At 69.0% G+C, this 20,202-nt stretch carries 12 protein-coding genes; 11 read left to right on the forward strand and 1 reads right to left on the reverse strand.

Features of this window, described 5'->3' with window-relative positions; all coding sequences use genetic code 11:
• The 7 genes from ACVCL3_RS12810 (at window position 1) to ACVCL3_RS12840 (ending at window position 9,113) form a co-directional block, all read left to right on the forward strand.
• On the forward strand, window positions 1-441 hold the full coding sequence (locus tag ACVCL3_RS12810) for a DUF2244 domain-containing protein (protein WP_395121268.1): 441 nt from the start codon (window positions 1-3) through the stop codon (window positions 439-441).
• A 14-nt stretch (window positions 442-455) separates the two neighbouring features.
• A complete protein-coding gene (gene coxB, locus ACVCL3_RS12815) occupies window positions 456-1,379 on the forward strand; it encodes a cytochrome c oxidase subunit II (RefSeq protein WP_395120387.1) in 924 nt (307 codons plus the stop codon).
• 62 nt (window positions 1,380-1,441) lie between these two features.
• A complete protein-coding gene (gene ctaD, locus ACVCL3_RS12820) occupies window positions 1,442-3,058 on the forward strand; it encodes a cytochrome c oxidase subunit I (RefSeq protein ID WP_395121266.1) in 1,617 nt (538 codons plus the stop codon).
• Window positions 3,059-3,078: 20 nt separating this feature from the next.
• Window positions 3,079-3,210, forward strand: coding sequence for a hypothetical protein (locus ACVCL3_RS12825; protein WP_395120386.1), 132 nt, complete (start codon window positions 3,079-3,081; stop codon window positions 3,208-3,210).
• Between the two features lie 110 nt (window positions 3,211-3,320).
• Window positions 3,321-4,208, forward strand: coding sequence for a cytochrome c oxidase subunit 3 (locus tag ACVCL3_RS12830; RefSeq protein ID WP_395120385.1), 888 nt, complete (start codon window positions 3,321-3,323; stop codon window positions 4,206-4,208).
• Window positions 4,209-4,515: 307 nt separating this feature from the next.
• Window positions 4,516-5,916: a TIGR03013 family XrtA/PEP-CTERM system glycosyltransferase gene (locus ACVCL3_RS12835; RefSeq protein ID WP_447097920.1), complete on the forward strand. Its 1,401-nt coding sequence runs from the start codon at window positions 4,516-4,518 to the stop codon at window positions 5,914-5,916.
• 221 nt (window positions 5,917-6,137) lie between these two features.
• Entirely contained in the window at window positions 6,138-9,113 is a 2,976-nt protein-coding gene (locus ACVCL3_RS12840; protein WP_447101492.1) for a hypothetical protein, read from the forward strand.
• A 93-nt stretch (window positions 9,114-9,206) separates the two neighbouring features.
• Here ACVCL3_RS12840 and ACVCL3_RS12845 read toward each other — a convergent pair whose 3' ends face one another.
• Window positions 9,207-9,899, reverse strand: a complete 693-nt coding sequence (locus ACVCL3_RS12845; protein ID WP_395120382.1) for a J domain-containing protein — start codon at window positions 9,897-9,899, stop codon at window positions 9,207-9,209.
• Between the two features lie 166 nt (window positions 9,900-10,065).
• Between ACVCL3_RS12845 and ACVCL3_RS12850 the strand changes: the two genes are divergently transcribed.
• The 4 genes from ACVCL3_RS12850 to ACVCL3_RS12865 all read left to right on the forward strand — a co-directional run bounded on the left by ACVCL3_RS12850 (window position 10,066) and on the right by ACVCL3_RS12865 (window position 20,198).
• Window positions 10,066-10,860, forward strand: coding sequence for a TIGR04325 family methyltransferase (locus ACVCL3_RS12850; protein WP_447107232.1), 795 nt, complete (start codon window positions 10,066-10,068; stop codon window positions 10,858-10,860).
• An 83-nt stretch (window positions 10,861-10,943) separates the two neighbouring features.
• On the forward strand, window positions 10,944-11,867 hold the full coding sequence (locus ACVCL3_RS12855; protein ID WP_447101494.1) for a cupin-like domain-containing protein: 924 nt from the start codon (window positions 10,944-10,946) through the stop codon (window positions 11,865-11,867).
• Window positions 11,868-11,911: 44 nt separating this feature from the next.
• A complete protein-coding gene (locus tag ACVCL3_RS12860; RefSeq protein ID WP_447097925.1) occupies window positions 11,912-12,694 on the forward strand; it encodes a hypothetical protein in 783 nt (260 codons plus the stop codon).
• A gap of 280 nt (window positions 12,695-12,974) precedes the next feature.
• Entirely contained in the window at window positions 12,975-20,198 is a 7,224-nt protein-coding gene (locus ACVCL3_RS12865; RefSeq protein WP_447101495.1) for a hybrid non-ribosomal peptide synthetase/type I polyketide synthase, read from the forward strand.
• Window positions 20,199-20,202 lie beyond the last annotated feature (4 nt).

The following is a 20,202-nucleotide window of genomic DNA, read 5'->3' on the forward strand; positions in this document are numbered from 1 at the left end:
ATGTGGCTCAAGCCCAATCGCTCGCTCAGCCGCCGCGGCCTGCGTCGACTGATCGTGGTTCTGGTGGCATTGGCGCTGACAACGGCAGAACTGGGGGCGTGGCAGGGGAACGTGTTTGCTCCGCTGTTTGCCCTGGTGGAATCCGCCGCCATGGCCATCGCGTTGAGCGTGGCCTGGCGGGCCGGCGACCGCTGCGAGCGCATCACTCTCGACGAATCGTCGCTGGAGGTGCAGTCGCTGCCGGGCCGGCGTTGCACTCGCTTCCAGTCTTGCTGGGTGCGCGTGCGGCTGGATACCGGCAATGGACGCCTGGTGTTGACATCGCACGGCCGCGATCTGGAGATCGGCGCGTTTCTGGCGGCAACGGAACGCGTCGAGCTGGCGAAGCGACTCAGGGTGCTGCTGGCCGGCTCGACCGGAACGTGGCGCAAACAGCAATGACAAAGGTGCAAGACATGACATCTGGCGGGATCAGGCGATCAATCATGGCGACGGCGGGCCTTGCCCTTGCGACGTTCGGCGGTGCCGTGCAGGCGAATCCGCATCCATGGCAGCTGAACATGGAGCGCGGCGCGAGCACCTGGTCGCACGTCCCCTACGATCTGAACAACATCTCGCTGTGGGTTTGCGTGGTGATCGGCGTGCTGGTGTTCGGCGCCATGTTCGTCGCGATGTTCCGCTTCCGCAAATCGCGCGGCGCGGTGGCCGAGAAGTGGGCGCACAACACCGTGCTGGAAGTGGTCTGGACCACGATTCCGGTGCTGATCCTGATCACCCTGGCCTACCTCGCCACCGGCGGCCTCACCAGCTGGGCCGATACCACCGGCTCGCAGATGACGGTGAAGGTCACCGGCTACCAGTGGAAGTGGCGCTACGACTACGTCAGCTACATGGGCAAGCCGATCGACAAGGTCGGCTTCATGTCCAGGCTGGACAAGCAGAGCGACGACACCCGCCAGCTCGATTCGGGCATGGACCCGTATGCGGTCAAGGTGGGCGACGAGCAGACCTACCTGCTCAACGTCGACAAGCCGCTGGTGGTGCCGGTCGACACCAAGATCCGCTTCATCATCACCGGCGGCGACGTGATCCATTCGTGGTGGGTGCCGGCGCTGGGCTGGAAGCTCGACGCGATCCCCGGCATTGTCAACGCGGCCTGGACCAACATCAAGGAGCCGGGCACGTACCGCGGCCAGTGCGCCGAGCTGTGCGGCCAGGACCACGGCTTCATGCCGATCGTGGTGGTGGCCAAGTCGAAGGCGGACTTCGCCAAGTGGCTGGCCGAGCAGGAAGCCGCTTCCGGCAAGTCCCTGCCGCCCCCCGCGCCGATTGACGCGGGCACGGCGGCCACTGCCGCGGCGACCACTCCGCCGGGCTGAGCCCGACCCCATCCGCGTTTTCGTTGCAGTCGCATTCCATTACAGGTTAGAGGTGCATGGCCATGTCCTACGCAGCCACCCATGATCAGCACGATGATCACCACGGCGCGCCGAAGAGTTTCTTCCAACGCTGGTGCATGTCCACCAATCACAAGGACATCGGTACGCTGTACCTGATCTTCGCGCTGACGATGTTCTTCATCGGCGGCAGTTTCGCGATGACCATCCGCGCCGAGTTGTTCAAGCCCGGCCTGCAGCTGGTGCAGCCGTACTTCTTCAACGAGCTGACCACCATGCACGGCCTGATCATGATCTTCGGCGCGATCATGCCGGCGTTCGTGGGCCTGGGTAACTGGATGATCCCGCTGATGGTGGGCGCGCCGGACATGGCGCTGCCGCGCATGAACAACCTGTCGTTCTGGATTCTTCCGTTCGCCTTCCTGCTGATGCTGTCCACGCTGTTCTCGCCGGGCGGCGCGCCGGCCGGCGGCTGGACGATGTATCCGCCGCTGTCGCTGCAGAGCGATTCGCTGGCCTACGTGGTGTTCGCCATCCATCTGATGGGCATCAGCTCGATCATGGGCGCGATCAACATCATCGCCACCATCCTCAACATGCGCGCGCCGGGCATGGACCTGCTGAAGATGCCGGTGTTCGTGTGGAGCTGGCTGATCACCGCGTTCCTGCTGATCGCCGTGATGCCGGTGCTGGCCGGCGCGGTGACCATGCTGCTGACCGACAAGTACTTCGGCACCAGCTTCTTCAATCCGGGCGGCGGCGGCGACCCCGTGCTGTACCAGCACGTGTTCTGGTTCTTCGGCCACCCCGAGGTCTACATCATGATCCTGCCGGCGTTCGGGATCATCTCGGAGATCGTGCCCACCTTCGCGCGCAAGCCGATCTTCGGCTACAAGGCGATGGTGTTCGCGCTCGCCTGCATCGCGTTCCTGTCGTTCATCGTGTGGGCGCACCACATGTTCGCGGTGGGCCTGCCGCTGGGCGCGGACCTGTTCTTCATGTACGCCACCATGCTGATCGCGGTGCCTACCGGCGTGAAGGTGTTCAACTGGGTGGCCACCATGTGGGGCGGCTCGATGACCTTCGAGACCCCGATGCTGTTCGCCATCGCGTTCATCATCCTGTTCACCATCGGCGGCTTCTCCGGCCTGATGCTGGCCCTGGTGCCGGCCGACTTCCAGTACCAGGACACCTATTTCGTGGTGGCGCATTTCCACTACGTGCTGGTGACCGGCGCATTGTTCGCGATCATTGCGGCGGCCTACTACTGGCTGCCGAAGTGGGCCGGCAACATGTACAGCGAGTTCTGGGGCAAGGTGCACTTCTGGTGCAGCGTGGTGTTCGTGAACGTGCTGTTCTTCCCGCAGCACTTCCTCGGCCTGGCCGGCATGCCGCGGCGCATCCCCGATTACAACGTGGCGTTCGCCAACTTCAACATGGTCAGCTCGATCGGTGGCTTCCTGTTCGGTGCCTCGCAGCTGATCTTCCTCGGCGTGGTGATCCACTGCGTGTTCTTCTCCAGGAAGAAGGCCACCGACCGCGTGTGGGAAGGCGCCAAGGGACTGGAATGGACCGTGCCTTCGCCGGCGCCGCACCATACCTTCTCGGTGCCGCCGGTGATCCATGACGAAGAGCTGGCGCACGGCAACGTGCACGCCTGATCGGCGGGGAAGCCGTGGAAATGACACAGCCGGTTGACGACATCCACGCCGCGGACCAGCGCCGCGGCGTGCGCCGCACGGTGAAGATCCTGGTCGCGGTAGTGATCGGCTTCTATCTGCTGGCGTTCCTGCAGATCCTGCTGATGAAATAACCGCGCCAGCACCTTTCCACTTCAATCACCCGGGTCGGCACGACCGGCAGGCAGGTCCCCGAGCGGCATGGCGGGGCAGAGTCATCAAGAGAAATCCACGGGGTCTCAGCATGGGTCAGCAACACGACGTTTACTTTGTACCGGCCAAGAGCTACTGGCCGATCGTCGCCGCGGTCGTCATGTTCATCTTCATGTTCGGTGCCGGGCACTGGCTCAACGCCGAGCCGGGTGCGACCGGTTTCGGCAAATCGGTGTTCGTCCTCGGCGTGATCGGCGTGCTGGGGATGTTCTTCGGCTGGTTCCGTTCGGTCATCCGCGAATCGCTGGCCGGCGACTACAACCACCAGGTCGATACCTCGTTCCGCATGGGGATGATGTGGTTCATCTTCTCCGAGGTGATGTTCTTCGGTGCGTTCTTCGGTGCGCTGTTCTACATCCGCATGTTCTCGGTGCCGTGGCTCGGTGGCGAAGGCCATGGCGTATTGACCCACCAGTTCCTGTGGAGCGACTACACCGCGGCCTGGGGTGCCAACGGCGGCAATGGTCCGGCGAAGATCGGCGGGGCGTTCGAAACGGTGCCTGCGTGGGGGCTGCCGTTGCTGAACACGCTGATCCTGCTGACCTCCAGCGTCACCGTGACGATCGCCCACCACGCCCTGCGCGCCGGGCATCGCGGCCGGATTCTGCTGTTCCTGGGCCTGACCGTGCTGCTGGGCGCCACCTTCCTGTACTTCCAGGCGCACGAGTACATCGAGGCCTACCACGAGCTCAACCTCACCCTGGGCAGCGGCGTCTACGGCTCGACCTTCTTCATGCTGACCGGCTTCCATGGCCTGCACGTGACCCTGGGCACGATCATGCTGGCGGTGATCTGGCTGCGCGTGCTGAAGGGCCACTTCAGCAAGGACCATCACTTCGGCTTCGAGGCGGTGGCCTGGTACTGGCACTTCGTCGACGTGGTGTGGCTGGGCTTGTTCATGTTCGTCTACATCCTCTGAGCGTCGGTCTGCACTCGCTTGCACCGGCCCGCCACTGGCGGGCCGGTTCGTTTCCGGGCGCCGGAATGTGTGCGGGTATGGAGCCTGGCGTGGTGTGCCCCCCTGCGGTGGCCGCCGGCATGCCGTGCTGTCTGCCTGCCGAACCTGCCGAATCGTAGCCGGTCACCCATCAATTTGTGACGGATGTGGTTGTATCCGGTACAAGTTTAGTGTATAGGTGCAGGCCCGCCGCCAGGCGGGGGCGAGCGCCAAGCGGTGCCGTCGGTTCGCCATGCTGGTTGGAGTGGCAAGGGTTGGGGGGATGGAGATGTTTCGCTTTCTGCGTCGTAAAGCCAACCGCTGGCTATTGCTGCTGGCGGCTGTGGACATGGTGCTGCTGGGCTTTTCGCTCAACGCGGCCATGTACCTGCGTTATTTCAATCGGCCTGCCGATCTGGCCCAGTTCTCCCACCACATGCCCGAGCGCTCGCTGGCGTTCGCCGTGATCATGCTGCTGGCGATGGTCGCCCTGGGTCACTACCAGTCGCACATGCGAACGAGCTGGTTCGGCGTGCTGGCGCGCCAGAGCGTGGGTTTCGTGCTCGGTGGCGTGGGCGTCTTCATCATGTATTACCTGCTGCCGCAGGCCTATGTCGGCCGCGGCGTGCTGACCATCGCGCTGCTGCTGTCCTTCGCCCTGATGATGGGCTTCCGGCTGGTGTTCCTGCGCCTGGTGGACGCGGTGGTGTTCCAGCGCCGGGTGCTGATCCTGGGTGCAGGCAAGCGTGCCTCGCAGATCCAGACGCGCATGCGCCGCCACGCCGACCGGATCGGCTTCAACGTGCTCGGTTTCGTGCCGCGCGAGGGCGAGGAGGTGCAGGTCGGCGCGATGTCCCTGGTGCGCCCCGAGGGTTCGCTGGTGGACTGGGCGCTGCATCGCCAGGTGGACGAGATCGTGGTCGGCGTGGACGACCGGCGCGGCGGGCTGCCCATGCGCGACCTGCTGGAGTGCCGTCAGAACGGCATCGACGTGACCGACCTGGCGACCTTCTTCGAACGCGAGTCCGGCCGCGTGCAGCTGTCGCTGACCGATCCCTCCTGGCTGGTGTTCTCCGGCGGCTTCGATGCCACTCCGCTGCGCCGCTTCAGCAAGCGCTGCTCGGATCTGCTGATCGCCACGCTGGTGCTGCTGCTGACCTGGCCGCTGATGCTGCTGGTGGCGCTGGCCATCCGCATCGAGTCCGGTGCCGGCCAGCCCATTCTCTACCGGCAGGAGCGCGTCGGCGCACGCGGCAAGACGTTCCAGCTGATCAAGTTCCGCAGCATGCGCACCGACGCGGAGCTGGACGGCATCGCGCGCTGGGCGAACAAGGACGACGACCGGGTGACCCGGGTGGGCCGCTTCACGCGCAAGGTGCGCCTGGACGAGCTGCCACAGTTGTGGAACGTGCTCAAGGGCGAGATGAGCTTCATCGGCCCGCGGCCCGAGCGGCCGCAATTCGTGATCGACCTTGGCCAGAAGATCCGCTACTACGATCTGCGTCATTGCCTCAAGCCCGGTCTGGCCGGCTGGGCGCAGCTGCGTTATCCGTATGGCGCGTCCGAGGCCGATGCCGAGGAAAAGCTCAAGTACGATCTGTACTACGTCAAGAACCACAACCTGCTGTTCGACCTGCTGATCCTGTTCCAGACGGTCGAAGTGGTGCTGTTCCGCCGCGGCGCACGCTGATTGGCGGTTCCCTCCGGGCCGGCCGGCCCGGCAAGCTTGAACCCGTCTTCCGGACCTGCGGCGTGGTTGGCGCGTCATGGCTGCCGGGCCAGCTATGACGCCGCATTGTGTGGTGATACGCTTTCCGGGCACGGGGCATTCAGGATAATCAGCTACCCAGCTCAAGCCGCCGGCTTGGCGAGGCTGGGTCGTTGGCATCGGCCTACCTATGGATTCCCCCCATGTCCCGCACCGATCAGATTGCGCCGAACAGGCCTGCAGCACCGACCCGGGGCAGCGGCGAGATGCCCGCTCCGTCATCATTGCGCGCGCAACGCACGCGTACCGCGCTGCTCGGTGGCGGCGTGATGCTGATGCTGCTGTTCACTGCGGTATCGCTGCTGCTGGCGCGCGATGACGAACCGCGACCGCTGACCTACCGTCCGATGGCCGCCGCGCCGGCGCCAGCCAGGCTGCCGGCGGCCCCCGCCAGGCCTTCGCCGCTTGCCGCGGAGAAGCTCGGAAATGCCGCTGACGCCAGGGTCTCCCCCACCATCGCGGCGGCGACGAGCCGACGCGCGACCCGGGTCGATGCTGCCGCGGTGGCGCCGCCGGCGAACGCGCCGCGCGCCCGCGCGACCACGACCGAAGCGACGCCCCGTCCGGTCCCCCGCGTTGTCGGTGGCGTTGTCGGTGTGCAGCCGCTGGTGGCGGCCACCGGTGCCTCCTCCCGCAGCACCGCTGCAAGGCATGCGGTCGGCGTGCCAGCCGGGCTGACCGGGTCGATCGGCCGCGATTCCTCCGCGGTGCAGGGCGCGCCGCGGGCGGCTGCGTTCAGCGCTGTGCCGGTGCGACCGCAAGCCGTGACGCTGGCGGCGCATCCACGGCTGCTTCTGGACTCCTCCACGCTGACCGCGCTGCGCCAGCGCGCGGCGGCGAACACGCCGCAATGGACGGCGCTGAAAGCCACCTGCGATTCCTACATCGGCGGCACGGTGGCGTATCCCACCGGCAACCAGTACCCCGACAAGCCGAACCTCGGCTCGGGCTACCAGGGCGAATCCTATCTGCCGGCGCTGCTGGCCGAAGGCATGTGCTACCAGGTGCTGAAGTCCAGCAATGCGGCGGCCGCGGCACCCTACGGCGCCAAGGCGGTCGACATCCTGATGAAGATGTCGATGCCCTACCCGGGCAGCAACGGCTGGGACCCGTGCACCGACAGCGGTTACGGCATCCGCTTCTACGGCGTGGGTTACGGCCTGGGCTATGACTGGGTCTACGACCTGCTGACCGCGTCCCAGCGCACGCAAATCTACACCACCGCGAACGCGTGGATCGCCGCGTGGGAAAAGTCCGGCGGGTGTGCTTCGTTTGCCTACGATGGCAATCCCATCGGCAACTACTACGCCGGTTACTTCCACGCCAAGGCGGTGATCTCGCTGGCCACCTACGGCGAAAATCCCAGCGCGCCGGCGCAGTGGACCGACTGGCTGGGCAACCAGTTCGGCGCGCGGGTGCAGCCGTACTATCGCCTGCACATGCTCGGTGGCGGCTGGCCGGAGGGTTACGGCAACTACGCGCCGCTGAGCATCCTCAACATGAGCTTGCCCGCGCGCGAAGTGAAGACCGCCACCGGGCAGGACCTGCTGCATGCCAGCGCGCCGTATACCTTCCCGGTGGACAGTGCCGACTACTCGATGCATTTCACCTGGCCGTCGCTGGTCTACTTCGACGACCGTGACGACAACCACTCCAACGGCGATCCCTCCTCGCCGCCGCCGGGCACGACCCCGGTCGGCATGTTCCAGCAGATCATCGGTGCGTTGAGCTACTGGCAATCGCCCAAGGTCGCGGTGTTCAACCAGTACCTCGCGGCGGTCGACCAGGCCACCGGCGGGTACAGTGATGCGCCGGCCTGGCTGCAGTTCCTGGCGATCGATCCGAATGCGCCGAAGGCGGCGCTGAGCACCTTGCCGCTGTCCTATTTCGCGCCGGGCATGAACGCCGTCGCGGCACGCTCGGACTGGACCACCGCCGCCAGCTGGATGTCGTTCCGCGCCGGCCCCTACACCAACAACCCCGCCGCCGGGCACGAGTTCTTCGACCAGGGCAGCCTCGCGCTGGTGCGCGGCGGCTCGCCGCTGCTGGTCAATGCCGGCGGCTGGCTGGTGCACGAGCCTGGCGGCAACGCCGACGAGACGAAGATCTTCAACGACAACTACGGCGACCTCGACGGTACCCAGTACAGCGGCAACCGGCAGCTGTACAACATCTTCTACGTGCGCAGCATGAGCGGCAGCTCGGTGGCGCAGCGTTTCGGCCAGGAGGCCAATACCACCGAGGACGATGGCGTGCGCACCGCGGTGTCGGCCTACGAGGACGGCAACGGCTACGTCTACATGCTGGCTACCCACCTGGAGGACATGTATCGCACCTTCTCCGCCGGGCCGGCGGTGTCGGCATGGTCGCGGCAAGTCGTCTACCTGCGTCCGAACCGTTTCGTCGTCTACGACCGCACCACCGAAGGCAGCACTGGCTACGACCAGTACCTGGCCTGGCATTTCCCGGCCAACCCGGCCGCGGGCAGCGCGCCGGCGGGACAGCACCGCTTCGACGTCAGCTACAACGGCCAGTACGTGGGCGCGATGACCACCGTGCTGCCGACCGGCAACAAGACCACGACGGTCGGCATGTATCCGGGCGACAACCCGATCAAGGCGTGGCAGGTGCAGGTGCGCCCGCCCGACACCAGCGCCAGCCAGCGATGGCTGACCGTGTTCGACCTGTCCGGCACCGCCGCCAAGGTCGCCACGACCAGCCCGGTGACGGTGGGCCAGGGCGGCATCGTCGGCGTGGAACTGCTCGCCAGCGACGGCAACGCCGTGGTGGTGAGCAGCAGCGGCGCCCCCGGCACCGCGCTCAGCGGCAACCTCGTCTACGGAGTGCAGCCGTTGTCGGCCTACCACGTGGTCACCGACCTGCTCCCGGACACCGGCTACACGGTGACCACCTCGGCCAACGCCGGGTTGCGCAACGTCAACATCAGCGTGGGCGGCACCACCATGAGCAGCCACAAGGGTGTACTCAGCTTCTACGTGACGACCGACGGCACGGTGCAGGGCAACCCGCCGCCACCGCCGACGCCGGTTTACGTCCCGGTGCCGATCAGCGCGCTGCCGGTTCCCGGCTTTCCGGCACCGTACAAGCCCGGCGGTTGAACCGGACCGCGACCGGCGTTCGCACCGGTCGCGGCAGACGCACCTCCGGGCGGTGGTCGCGGTCGATCAGGGCGAGTGCGGCGTGTCGCGCGTTCACTGGCCCTGCGGCGGGCTGCTGTGCGCGGCCACATGCAGCGGGTACAGCGGTGAGCTGTACCAGTCGACCACCTTGCCGTTCTCGAAGCGCACCCATGATGGGCCGTACTCCCAGCGCTGGTCGCTGGCCATCAGCGTGGGTTCGCCTTCGATGCTGCGCACGCTGGCGGCATCCATGCCCAGGCCCCACGCCGGCCGTTCCGCCGGCGCTGTCGCCGTGGCGCGATGCGTCGGCGGCTGCACGGTTTCGGCGGGCGGGGCCGCGGGCGGCGCGGGCGGTTCGCCCGGCCACAGCCACCACGCCGCAATGGCAGCGGCCGGCAGCAACAACCAGCGACGGGAACGCCGCCGTGTCGCGAGTACCCGCTGCGTCGCCGCGGCCGACCCGGCTTCGCCCCTCGGCGGCTGGGACGGCCGCACGCCCGCGGCGCCGGGCAGGCGGCCATGCGTGCGGTGGAACTCCATCGCCATGCCGTACATCGCGGTGAGCTGCTGCAGCCGCTGCGCGGCGACGCCGCGCGAATCCTCGTCGCGACGGTCCGGGTGCAGCACCGACACCCGGCGCCGGTACGCGTGCTTGAATTCGTCCAGGCCACAACCCGGTTCGAGACCGAGCAAGCGGTAGAGGTCGAGAAAATCGGTCTCGCGCGCCACGTCGTGCTTCCCCTTGAATGCCGCAAGCCGGGCCATGTGCCGCGCACCATCCGTGCACCGGCTGCCGTGCGGAACTATACCTGCTGGACGCCGCGGCCGCGGCGCACCCTCGCTGCCTCGTGCTAGCGTGACGCACCGAAAACGGCGGGAGGCGACGATGGCCAGGGGCCTGACTGCAAGCTTGCGGGGTGTGGCGTTGGGCGTGGCGGAATTGCCGGGGGTGCGTCTGCTCGCGCGGCCGGTCTATCGCCACCTGTTTGCCCGCGACGTGTTGCCCGGCAATGCCTACGGCGGCGTGTTTGCCAGTGTCGAGGCGGCGCGTGCCGGGGCACCGGCATCGTTGCCGACCAGCTACGACCAGCCGCAGTCGGGCGAGCTCTACGCCGACCGGCTGGAGCGTGTGCAGATCGTGGATTACCCGGTGCTGTTCTGGCTCTCGCGACTGTTTGCCGGCGACGCGCGGAAATTGTTCGACCTGGGCGGCAACGTGGGCACCAGCTATTTCGGTTTCCGCCACCACCTGCCGTATCCCGATGACCTGCGCTGGCTGGTGCACGACGTGCCCGCCGTGGTCGCGGCCGGGCGCGCGCTGGCCGAGCGCGAGGATGGCGCCGGCAAGCTCGGCTTCACCGACTCTCCGCAGGACGCCGACGGTTGCGACGTGCTGCTCTGCAGCGGCGTGCTGCAGTACCTCGACTACTCGCTGCCGCAGTTGCTGCAACCATTGCGCGCGCCGCCGCGCCACGTATTGGTCAACGTGACGCCGCTGCACCCCGAGCGCAGCTTCGTGACCCTGCAGCGCGTCACCCGGCGCCGGGTCGGCATCGCCAATTGCCCGTACCGGGTTTCCGCGGTGGGCGCCTTCGTCGACGAGTTCACAAAAGCCGGCTACAGCGTGGTCGACCACTGGTCGACGACCGAGCGCCACATGCGCATTCCGTTCGAGCCGGCCTGCTCGGTCGACCGCTACCACGGCTTCTGCTTCCGTCGCGACTGAGCTTGCGGGGCGCCGGGGCGCGGGGCACACTGCCGCTTCGATTCCGTGGCGCAGCTTGCGGCCGGCGGGTCGCGGGAGGGGGCATGTCGGGTCCATCGTCCAAGTGGCTGGAAGTCGCCTGGGATCAGTTCGATCCCTGGCGGATACAGGGCGTGCGGCATCATCTGGCGACGCACCCCGCGCTGCAGTTGCCGGCCCTGGTCGAGCTGGGCAAGCGGCTGGAAGCGCGTGGCCGCGTGCGCTCGCACAGCGGCGATGCCACTGCGGGCACGTCGTTCAACGAAGCACCCCGGTTGCATCCCAACGCCAAGGGTGTCGAGGCGACGCTGAGCGACATCGAGCATGCCGCGGCGTGGACTTCGCTGCTCAACGTGCAATCCGATCCGCAGTACCGCGCCGTCGTCGACGAGGTACTCGACTCGGTCCGGCCGCAGGTGGAGGCGGTCGACCCGGGCATGTGCTATCGCGCCGGCTGGATCTTCCTCACTTCGCCCGGGGCGGTGACGCCGTTCCACATGGACAAGGAACACAACTTCATCCTGCAGGTGCACGGCCGCAAGCGGATCTACGTCTGGGACCATCGCGACACGCAGGTGGTCAGCGAGCATGCGCGCGATCGCTTCCATCGCACCCATTCGCGCGAGCTGCTGCAGTGGCGCGAGGAGTATCGCGAGCGTGCGCAGGTGTTCGAGCTGGAACCCGGGATGGGCGCGTACATGCCCTCGACCAGTCCGCACATGGTCGAGAACGGCGATGGCCCGTCGATCACCATGAGCTTCACCTATTACACCCGCGCGACCCGGCGCAACTCCCTCCTGCATCGCACCCACGACATGCTGCGCCGGCTGGGCTGGGTGCCGCCGGCGGTGGATCGCTTCCCGTTGTTCGACGCCGCCACGCTGGCGGCCGGCGGGCTCTACATCGGCAGCAAGCGGCTGGCGCGGCGACTGGCCGGCGCGTCCGTCGATTCGGACGCCGCACCGTACGCCAAGGTTGGCGACTCGTGATGTCCGGCCGGCGACGCGGCGGTCGCCGGGCCTGGCGCGTGCTCATGCTGGCCTGCATTCCGCTGACCGCAGCCGGCGTCGACCGGCCAGCTCCTCCCGCGCCGCCTACGCTCGGCGCCCACACCTTGCTGGCGCAGGCCGATCATCGCGGCCGCAGCCCCGCCGTGACCGCGCCGCTCGACACCGCGCCGGCGGGCAGTGCGTTGCTGGTGCTCAATGGCGGCTTCGCCAGCAACGCGGCGGCGCCGACCGACAGTTATGGGCGGCACTGGACCCAGGTGGGTCCGACCGCCGTCTACGACGGCTACCAGGGCCGTTTCGACGTGAAGGCCTACGTGTCGCTGGCCGGCCCGGGCGGCCGGCACCATACGGTCAGCATCGACAAGCCGGGTGAGCCGGAGCGCGAGATCACCATCCCCTTCGTGGAAATCCGCCATGCCGGCGTGCTGCAGGATTTCGCCCAGAATTACCCCGCGCCCAATCTGGTCCAGCGCATCGCGGGCAAGCTCAAGCGTACGGTGGAGGGCATGCTCTCCGATCCGGCCGACCGCTTCAGCGTGACCAGCGGCGAGGTCACCACGACCGGGCCGGCCACGTTGATCGCGGTGTGGTGGGGTGACGGCAATGTACGCCGGATGAGCGCCGTGCCGGACAACGGTTTCACCGTGATCGACAGCTATCTGCAACTGCCGCCGATAAGCGGCGTGCAGTGCGCGGTGGCTTACCGCCAGGTCGACCGTGCCGGTACCTACCGGGTGAGCTGGAGCGGCAGCCCGCGCCAGCGGGCGATCCTGTGGCTGTTCGCGTTCCAGTCCGCCGCGCCATAGTCCATCCGCGTAGCACGCAGTCAGTCTGAATGGCGTGCCCCATTGCACAGTTCGACGCGGTTCTGCGCTAATCTTGTCGTCCAGAGGCTGGTTTGGCAGACGACGCGATGAGCGGGTGCTCCCAGGCGGCTTCGCTGGGCAGATGCCGGCCGATCCGCGGTGCCTCGCGAATCGCGCGCATCCTGCCCGAGGGAGATCGGCGCGTGTCGTGGCGGTCATCGCCGCCCGACCAGGAGGGGTGGTGGGCGCGGCATCCAATCCAGTGTCAATTGACGACGGCATGTCGTTGCTGGACGTGCTGCCGGGCATCGCGCCTGCCGATGACGAAACCTGGCAAAGCCGCCGCGTGCCGCTCGACGGCGCATTGGCCACTTGCGTGGCGGCGCTGCACGCGGCCGATCCCGAGCGCGCGGCGCTGACCCTGCTGGCCGCGTTGGCGCGGGTCGAGGCGCAGCTGACCGGCGCCGAGTCCGCCGTGGCAACGCTGCACCAGGCCGGATGCACCCGCCAGCTGACCGTGCCGGTGCCCCGCGACGCGCCACGCAAGGCATGGCTGGAGGGCGTGCTGTCCGCAGCGCGCGGGTCGGCCGCCCCGGTCACGGTGGCGTGGATGGTGCTGCAGGAGGCAGCGTTGCCGGACGCCGCCGCCGCGCTCTCCACCTGGCGCCTCGATTTCAGCGACGCGATCGCCCTCGAACTGCGCTGGCGCAGCCCGCTGACGGCAGCGAGCGTGGAGCTGCTGGCCGGTTGCGTGCAGCGCGCCTGGGCGGGCCTGCTCGACGAAGCTGACGCCGAGCCGGATCTCCTCGCTCCGGCCGAACGCCAGCGCTTGCTGGTGCAGTGGAATGACACCGCGGTGCCGCGACACCGCGGCGACAGCGTGTCCGCGCTGTTCTCCCGCACCGCCGCCGCGCATGCGGATGCACCGGCGGTGGTTGAGGGCGGGCACGCCCTGAGCTATGCCCGACTCGATGAGCGGTCCAGCACCTTGGCCCGGCATCTGCTCGATGCCGGCGTCGTGCCGGGCGACATCGTCGGCGTCGCGCTGGAGCGTTCGGCGGGGGCGCTGGTGGCAATCCTCGGCGTGCTCAAGGCCGGCGCGGCCTACCTGCCGCTCGATCGCAGCCACCCGCCGGAGCGGTTGGCGTTTGCGCTGGCCGATGCGGGTGCGCGGATGGTGCTGGTCGCATCGGTCGCGGCTACGCTGCCGTTGCCCGATGGAGTGGCGTGCCTTGCGCTGGATGTCGTCGAGTCCGCACCCGTGCCGCACGACGCGCCGCTGCCCGTGGTCGACGGCGATGCGCTCGCCTACGTGATGTACACCTCCGGCTCCACCGGCACCCCCAAGGGCGTAGCGATCGCCCATCGTTCGATCATCCGGCTGGTGTGCGGCGTGGATTACGTGCGGCTGGACGCCGACACCCGCATGTTGCACGCCGCGCCGCTGGGCTTCGATGCGTCGACCCTGGAAATCTGGGGCGCGCTGCTGAACGGCGGTCGCGTGGTGGTCCATCCCGAAACGATCCCCACCGCTGCCGGCCTGGCCGCAACCATTGCCGGCGAAGGGGTCGGCACGGCGTGGCTGACCTCGTCGCTGTTCAACGCCGTGGTCGACGAGGCGCCGCGTCGGCTGGAGGGGTTGCGCCAGCTGCTGATCGGTGGCGAGGCGCTGTCGGTCGACCATGTGCGCCGCGCGCTGGCGGCCTTGCCCGGCGTGGAGATCATCAACGGCTACGGCCCGACCGAGTGCACCACGTTCACCTGCACCTGGCCGATCCCGCGGGACCTGCCGGCCGACGCGCGCTCGGTGCCGATCGGCCGGCCGATCGCCGACACCCGCGTGTACGTGCTCAATCGCGCCGGCGAGCTGGTGCCGACGGGCGTGGTCGGCGAGCTGCACGTGGGTGGCGACGGCGTGGCGCGCGGTTACCTCGGACGGGCGCAGCTGACCGCCGAGCGTTTCGTGGCCGATCCGTTCGGCGCAGCCGATGGTCGCCTGTATCGCACCGGCGACCTGGTGCGCTGGCGCGACGACGGCGTGCTGGAGTTCGTCGGCCGGCGCGACGGCCAGGTCAAGATCCGCGGCTACCGCATCGAGACCGGCGAGATCGAGGCAGCGCTGCTGCGCCAGCCCGGCGTGCGCGCCTGCGCCGTCGTGCTGCGCGATGACCCGCCGCTGGGCAAGCGCCTGGTCGCCTACGTGGTCCCCGCCGCCACCCGCCCCGACCAGCCGGCGCTGCGCCGCGGCTTGGCTGCCGAACTGCCGGAGTTCATGCTGCCGGCCGCGTGGGTGGTGCTGGACGCGCTGCCGGTCACCACCAACGGCAAGCTCGACCGCGCCGCACTGCCGGCGCCGGGCAGCGCACGGCCGGAACTGGCCACGACCTACGAAGCCCCGGTGGGCGAAGCCGAGACGCGCCTGTGCGCCGCCTTCGCCACCAGCCTCGCGCTGGACAAGGTGGGCCGCCACGACAACTTCTTCGAGCTGGGCGGCAGCTCGCTGCTGGCGGTGCGGCTGATCGATCGCTTGCGCCGCGACGGCGATGCCGCGCTGGACGTGCTGACCTTCTTCCGCGATCCCACGCCGCTGGCGCTGGCCCGCCACCGCGATCACGCCGGCGCCGACGGCATCGAACCGGCGCGCCTCGCCCGCCCGCGTGCCGCCGGCGCGCAAGCCGGTGCCGAGCCGATCGCGATCATCGGCATGAGCGGCCGCTTCCCCGGCGCCGCGGACATCGAGAGCTTCTGGCAGAACCTGTGCGAGGGGCGCGAGTCGATCACCCGCTTCGCGCCGGGCGAGCTCGACCCGTCGATCCCGGCGAGCCTGCGCGACGATCCGGCCTACGTGCCCGCGCGCGGCGTGATCGACGGCGTGGAGCTGTTCGACGCCGCGTTCTTCGGCATCAGCCCGCGCGAGGCGGAGTTGATGGACCCGCAGCAGCGGCTGTTCCTGGAGCTGTGCTGGGAGTGCCTGGAACGCGCCGGCCATGCACCCGGCGCGCAGGACGGCCCGGTCGGCGTGTTCGCCGGCATGTACAACGCGACCTATTTCCAGCACCACGTCAGCGCGCATCCCGACCAGGTCGGGAAGCTCGGCGCGTTCCAGGTGATGCTGGACAACGAGAAGGATTTCATCGCGCCGCGGGTGGCACACAAGCTGGACCTCACCGGTCCCGCGGTGAGCGTGCACACCGCCTGTTCCACCTCGCTGGTGGCGATCTGCCAGGCGATGGAGAGCCTGCGCAGCGGCCAGTGCGAGATGGCGCTGGCCGGCGGTGCCTCGATCACCTGTCCGCCGCGCAGCGGCTACCTGTTCCAGGACGGCGCGATGCTGTCGCCGGACGGTCACACGCGAAGCTTCGACGCCGAGGCGCGGGGCACGGTGTTCAGCGACGGTGCGGCGGTGGTGCTGTTGAAGCGGCTGGCCGACGCGCAGGCCGATGGCGACCCGGTCATCGCGGTGATCCGCGGTGGCGCGATCAACAACGACGGCGGCACCAAGGCCAGCTTCATGGCGCCCAGCAGCGAGGGCCAGGCCGCGGTGGTCGCGATGGCGCAGCGCAACGCCGGCGTCGACGCGCGCAGCATCTCCTACGTGGAAGCGCACGGCACGGCCACGCCGATCGGCGATCCGATCGAGGTGGAGGGCCTGGTCAAGGCGTTCCGGCGCGATACGCCGGATACCGGCTTCTGCCGCCTCGGTTCGGTCAAGAGCAACGTCGGCCACCTGGTGATCGCCGCCGGTGCGACCGGCGTGATCAAGACTGCGCTGGCGCTGGCCGAGCGGCGGATTCCGCCGAGCCTGCATTACGCCGCGGCCAACCCGGCGATCGACTTCGCCCGCTCGCCGTTCGTGGTCAACGATCGCCTGCACGACTGGACCAGCGCGCCCGGCGTACCGCGCCGCGCGGGCGTGAGTTCGTTCGGCGTGGGCGGCACCAATGCGCACGTGGTGCTGGAGGAAGCACCCGCACCGACGCCGAGCGAGGCGACCGCCGGGCCGCAACTGCTTTTGCTGTCGGCGCGCACGGCCACTGCACTGGGTACGGCGGCCACGCGGCTGGGCACACACCTGGCGGACTCTCCGGAAGTCGAGCTTGCCGACGTGGCGTGGACGCTGGCGGTCGGACGCAAGGCCTTCGCCCATCGGCTGGCCGTGGTCACCGAGTCCGCCACCAGCGCCAGCGCGCAGCTGGCCAGCGCGGAAATCGCCGCGGCGGCGACGCGCAGCACGCCGGCGCGGGCGAGCGACGTGGTCTTCCTGTTCCCGGGCCAGGGCGCCCAGTACGCCGGCATGGGTCGCGCGCTGCATGCCAGCGAGCCGGTGTTCCGCGATGCCTTCGACGCCTGCGCCAGCGCCTTGCGCGAGCAGGGCGGTTTCGATCTCGCCGCGTGCGTGTTCGCCGACGACCCGGCCGCGCTGCTGCCCACGGCGGTGATGCAGCCGGCGACGTTCGCCATCGAATACGCGCTGGCGCAGTGGTGGATGAGCCTGGGCCTCGTGCCGGCAGCGATGATCGGCCACAGCGTGGGCGAGTTCGTGGCAGCCACGCTGGCCGGCGTGTTCAGCCTGCGCGACGCGATCGCGCTGGTGGCGCGGCGCGGCGAGCTGATGCAGGCGCAGCCACCGGGCGCGATGCTGTCGGTGCGGCTGCCGCTGGATGCATTGCAGGCACGCCTGCCGGCGGATCTGGCGCTGGCAGCGGAGAACGCGCCTGGCGCCTGCGTGGTGGCCGGGCCGGCCGAGACGGTCGAGGCTTTCCGGGCGGCGCTCGAAGCGGACGGCATCGCCGCGCGCCTGCTGCAGACCTCGCACGCCTTCCATTCGGCGATGATGGAGCCGGTGCTGGCACCGTTCCGCGAGGCGCTTGCCGCCGTCGAACTGGGCCGCCCGCAGCTGCCCCTGGTGTCGACCGCGCTGGGCGACTGGCTCGACCCCGCGCAGGCCGGCTCGATCGATTACTGGACGCAGCACCTGCGCGTGCCGGTGCGCTTCTCCGGCGCGCTGGCGCGGGTGCTCGACGCGCCATCGCGCGTGCTGCTGGAAGTGGGGCCGCGCCACACGCTGACCACGCTCGCCCGACAGCAACTCGGTACCGCGCGCGAACGCATCGTCGCCGTGCCCAGCCTGGCCGATGCGGCGGACGTGGAGCGCACGGCGCTGCTGCAGGCCGCGGGCCAACTCTGGTGCCGCGGCGTGGCGCTTGATCCGGCACGACTCGACCATCGCGCGCGCCGCCGCCGCGTGCGCCTGCCCACCTATCCGTTCGAACGCCAGCGCTGCTGGCTGGATGCCGCACCCGCCACGGCGCCCGCGCCATCGTTCGCTGAACCGACACCCGTCGCCGCCGCGCCCGCGGCCGAGGAAGCCCCCATGCCGCAAGTCGCCATGCCCGCCGATCGCCGCCCCCGGCTGGTGAACCAGCTCAAGGCGGTGTTCGAGGACATCACCGGGATCGAACTGGACGACGCCGACAGCACCAGCAACTTCATCGAGCTCGGGCTGGACAGCCTGATGCTGACCCAGGTCGCGCTGCACCTGTCGCGCGTGTTCCCGGTCAAGGTGACGTTCCGCCAGTTGATGGTCGACCACGCCAGCCTGGACCGGCTGGCGGCGTTGCTGGACGAGCAGATGCCGCCGGACGCGCCGACGGCGGCGCCAGTTGCCGCGCCGGTCGCCGCCCCCGTGGCTGCGCCGACGCTCGCCGCGCCAACGCTTGCCGTGCCGGCGCTGCCGACGGCGGGAGCGGGCGGCAACGACTACGTGCGTCACGTGATCGACCAGCAGATGCAACTGATGGCACAGCAGCTGGCCTTGCTCGGGGGAACGGCGAGCGCCGCCGCACCCGTCGCGCCCGCACAGCAAGCAGCACCACCGGCCAGCGTGGCGACGCCACCGGCGGCAGCACCCGTGTCGACCAGCGCGGATCGCGACGAGGAAGCGGCGCTGGCGCACACCCGCTACGACGTCAAGAAGGCGTTCGGCGCGATCGCGCGCATCGACAACGGCCAGCTGGAACTGTCCCGCCACCAGCGCGAGCGGCTCGATCGTTTCATCGAGCGCTACGTCGCGCGGTCGCGCAAGTCCAAGCAGTACACCGAGGCGCAGCGCCCGCACATGGCCGACCCGCGCGTGGTGAACGGCTTCCGCCCGCTGACCAAGGAGATCGTCTACCCGCTGGTGGTCGAGCGCTCCAAGGGCTCGCGCCTGTGGGACCTGGACGGCAACGAATACGTGGATGCGCTGAACGGCTTCGGCATGAGCCTGTTCGGCTGGCAGCCGGATTTCGTGCTGGAGGCCATCCGCCGCCAGCTCGACCTCGGCTACGAGATCGGCCCGCAGCATCCGCTCGCCGGCGACGTGGCGCGACTGGTGTGCGAGGTCACCGGACACGACCGCGCCGCCCTGTGCAACACCGGTTCGGAAGCCGTGCTGGGTGCGCTGCGGGTCGCGCGCACGGTCACCGGGCGCAGCACCGTGGTGCTGTTCAGCGGCTCCTACCACGGCATCATCGACGAGGTGATCGTGCGCGGCACGAAGAAGCTGCGTGCGGTGCCGGCCGCGCCCGGGATCATGCGCAACACGGCGGAGAACGTGATCGTGCTGGACTACGGCACGCCGGAATCGCTGGAGATCATCCGCGCGCGCGCGCACGAGCTGGCCGCCGTGCTGATCGAGCCGGTGCAGAGCCGGCGGCCCGACTTCCAGCCGGTCGATTTCCTGCGCGAGGTGCGCAAGATCACCGCCGCGTCCGGCACGCTGTGCATCTTCGACGAGATCGTCACCGGCTTCCGCGCCCATCCCGGCGGCACCCAGGCGCTGTTCGGCATCCAGGCGGACCTTGCCACCTACGGCAAGGTGGTCGGCGGCGGTTATCCGATCGGCGTAATCGCCGGCAAGCGCGAGTTCATGGATGCGCTCGACGGCGGCAGCTGGCAGTTCGGCGACGACTCGGTGCCGACCGTGGGCGTGACCTATTTCGCCGGCACCTTCGTGCGCCACCCGCTGGCGCTGGCGGCGGCGCAGGCGGTGCTCGAACACATCAAGGAGCAGGGCGCCGGCCTGCAGGAGCGGCTCAACGCGCGCACCACGGCGATGGCCGCCGAGCTCAACGCGTTCTGCGACGAAGTCGGCGCGCCGATCGCGGTCAAGCACTTCGCGTCGTTCTGGAGGACCCAGTTCCTGGAAGAGCATCCCTTGCAGGATCTGCTGTTCGCGATGATGCGCAGCCGCGGCGTGCACATCCTGGACAACTTCCCCTGCTTCTTCACCTCCGCGCACAGCGAGGCGGATTTCCGGCAGATCACGCAGGCCTGGAAGGATTCGGTGATCGAACTGCAGGAGGCCGACTTCCTGCCGCGGCGCACCGCCACTGCCCGCACCGTGATGGACGCGCGCCAGCCGCCGCTGCCCGGCGCGCGCATCGGCCGCGAACCGGACGGGCGTCCGGCGTGGTTCGTGCAGGTTCCCGGGCAACCGGGCAGCTACACCAAGGCAAGTTGATCGC

The sequence above is a fragment of the Rhodanobacter sp. UC4437_H4 genome (assembly GCF_052978425.1).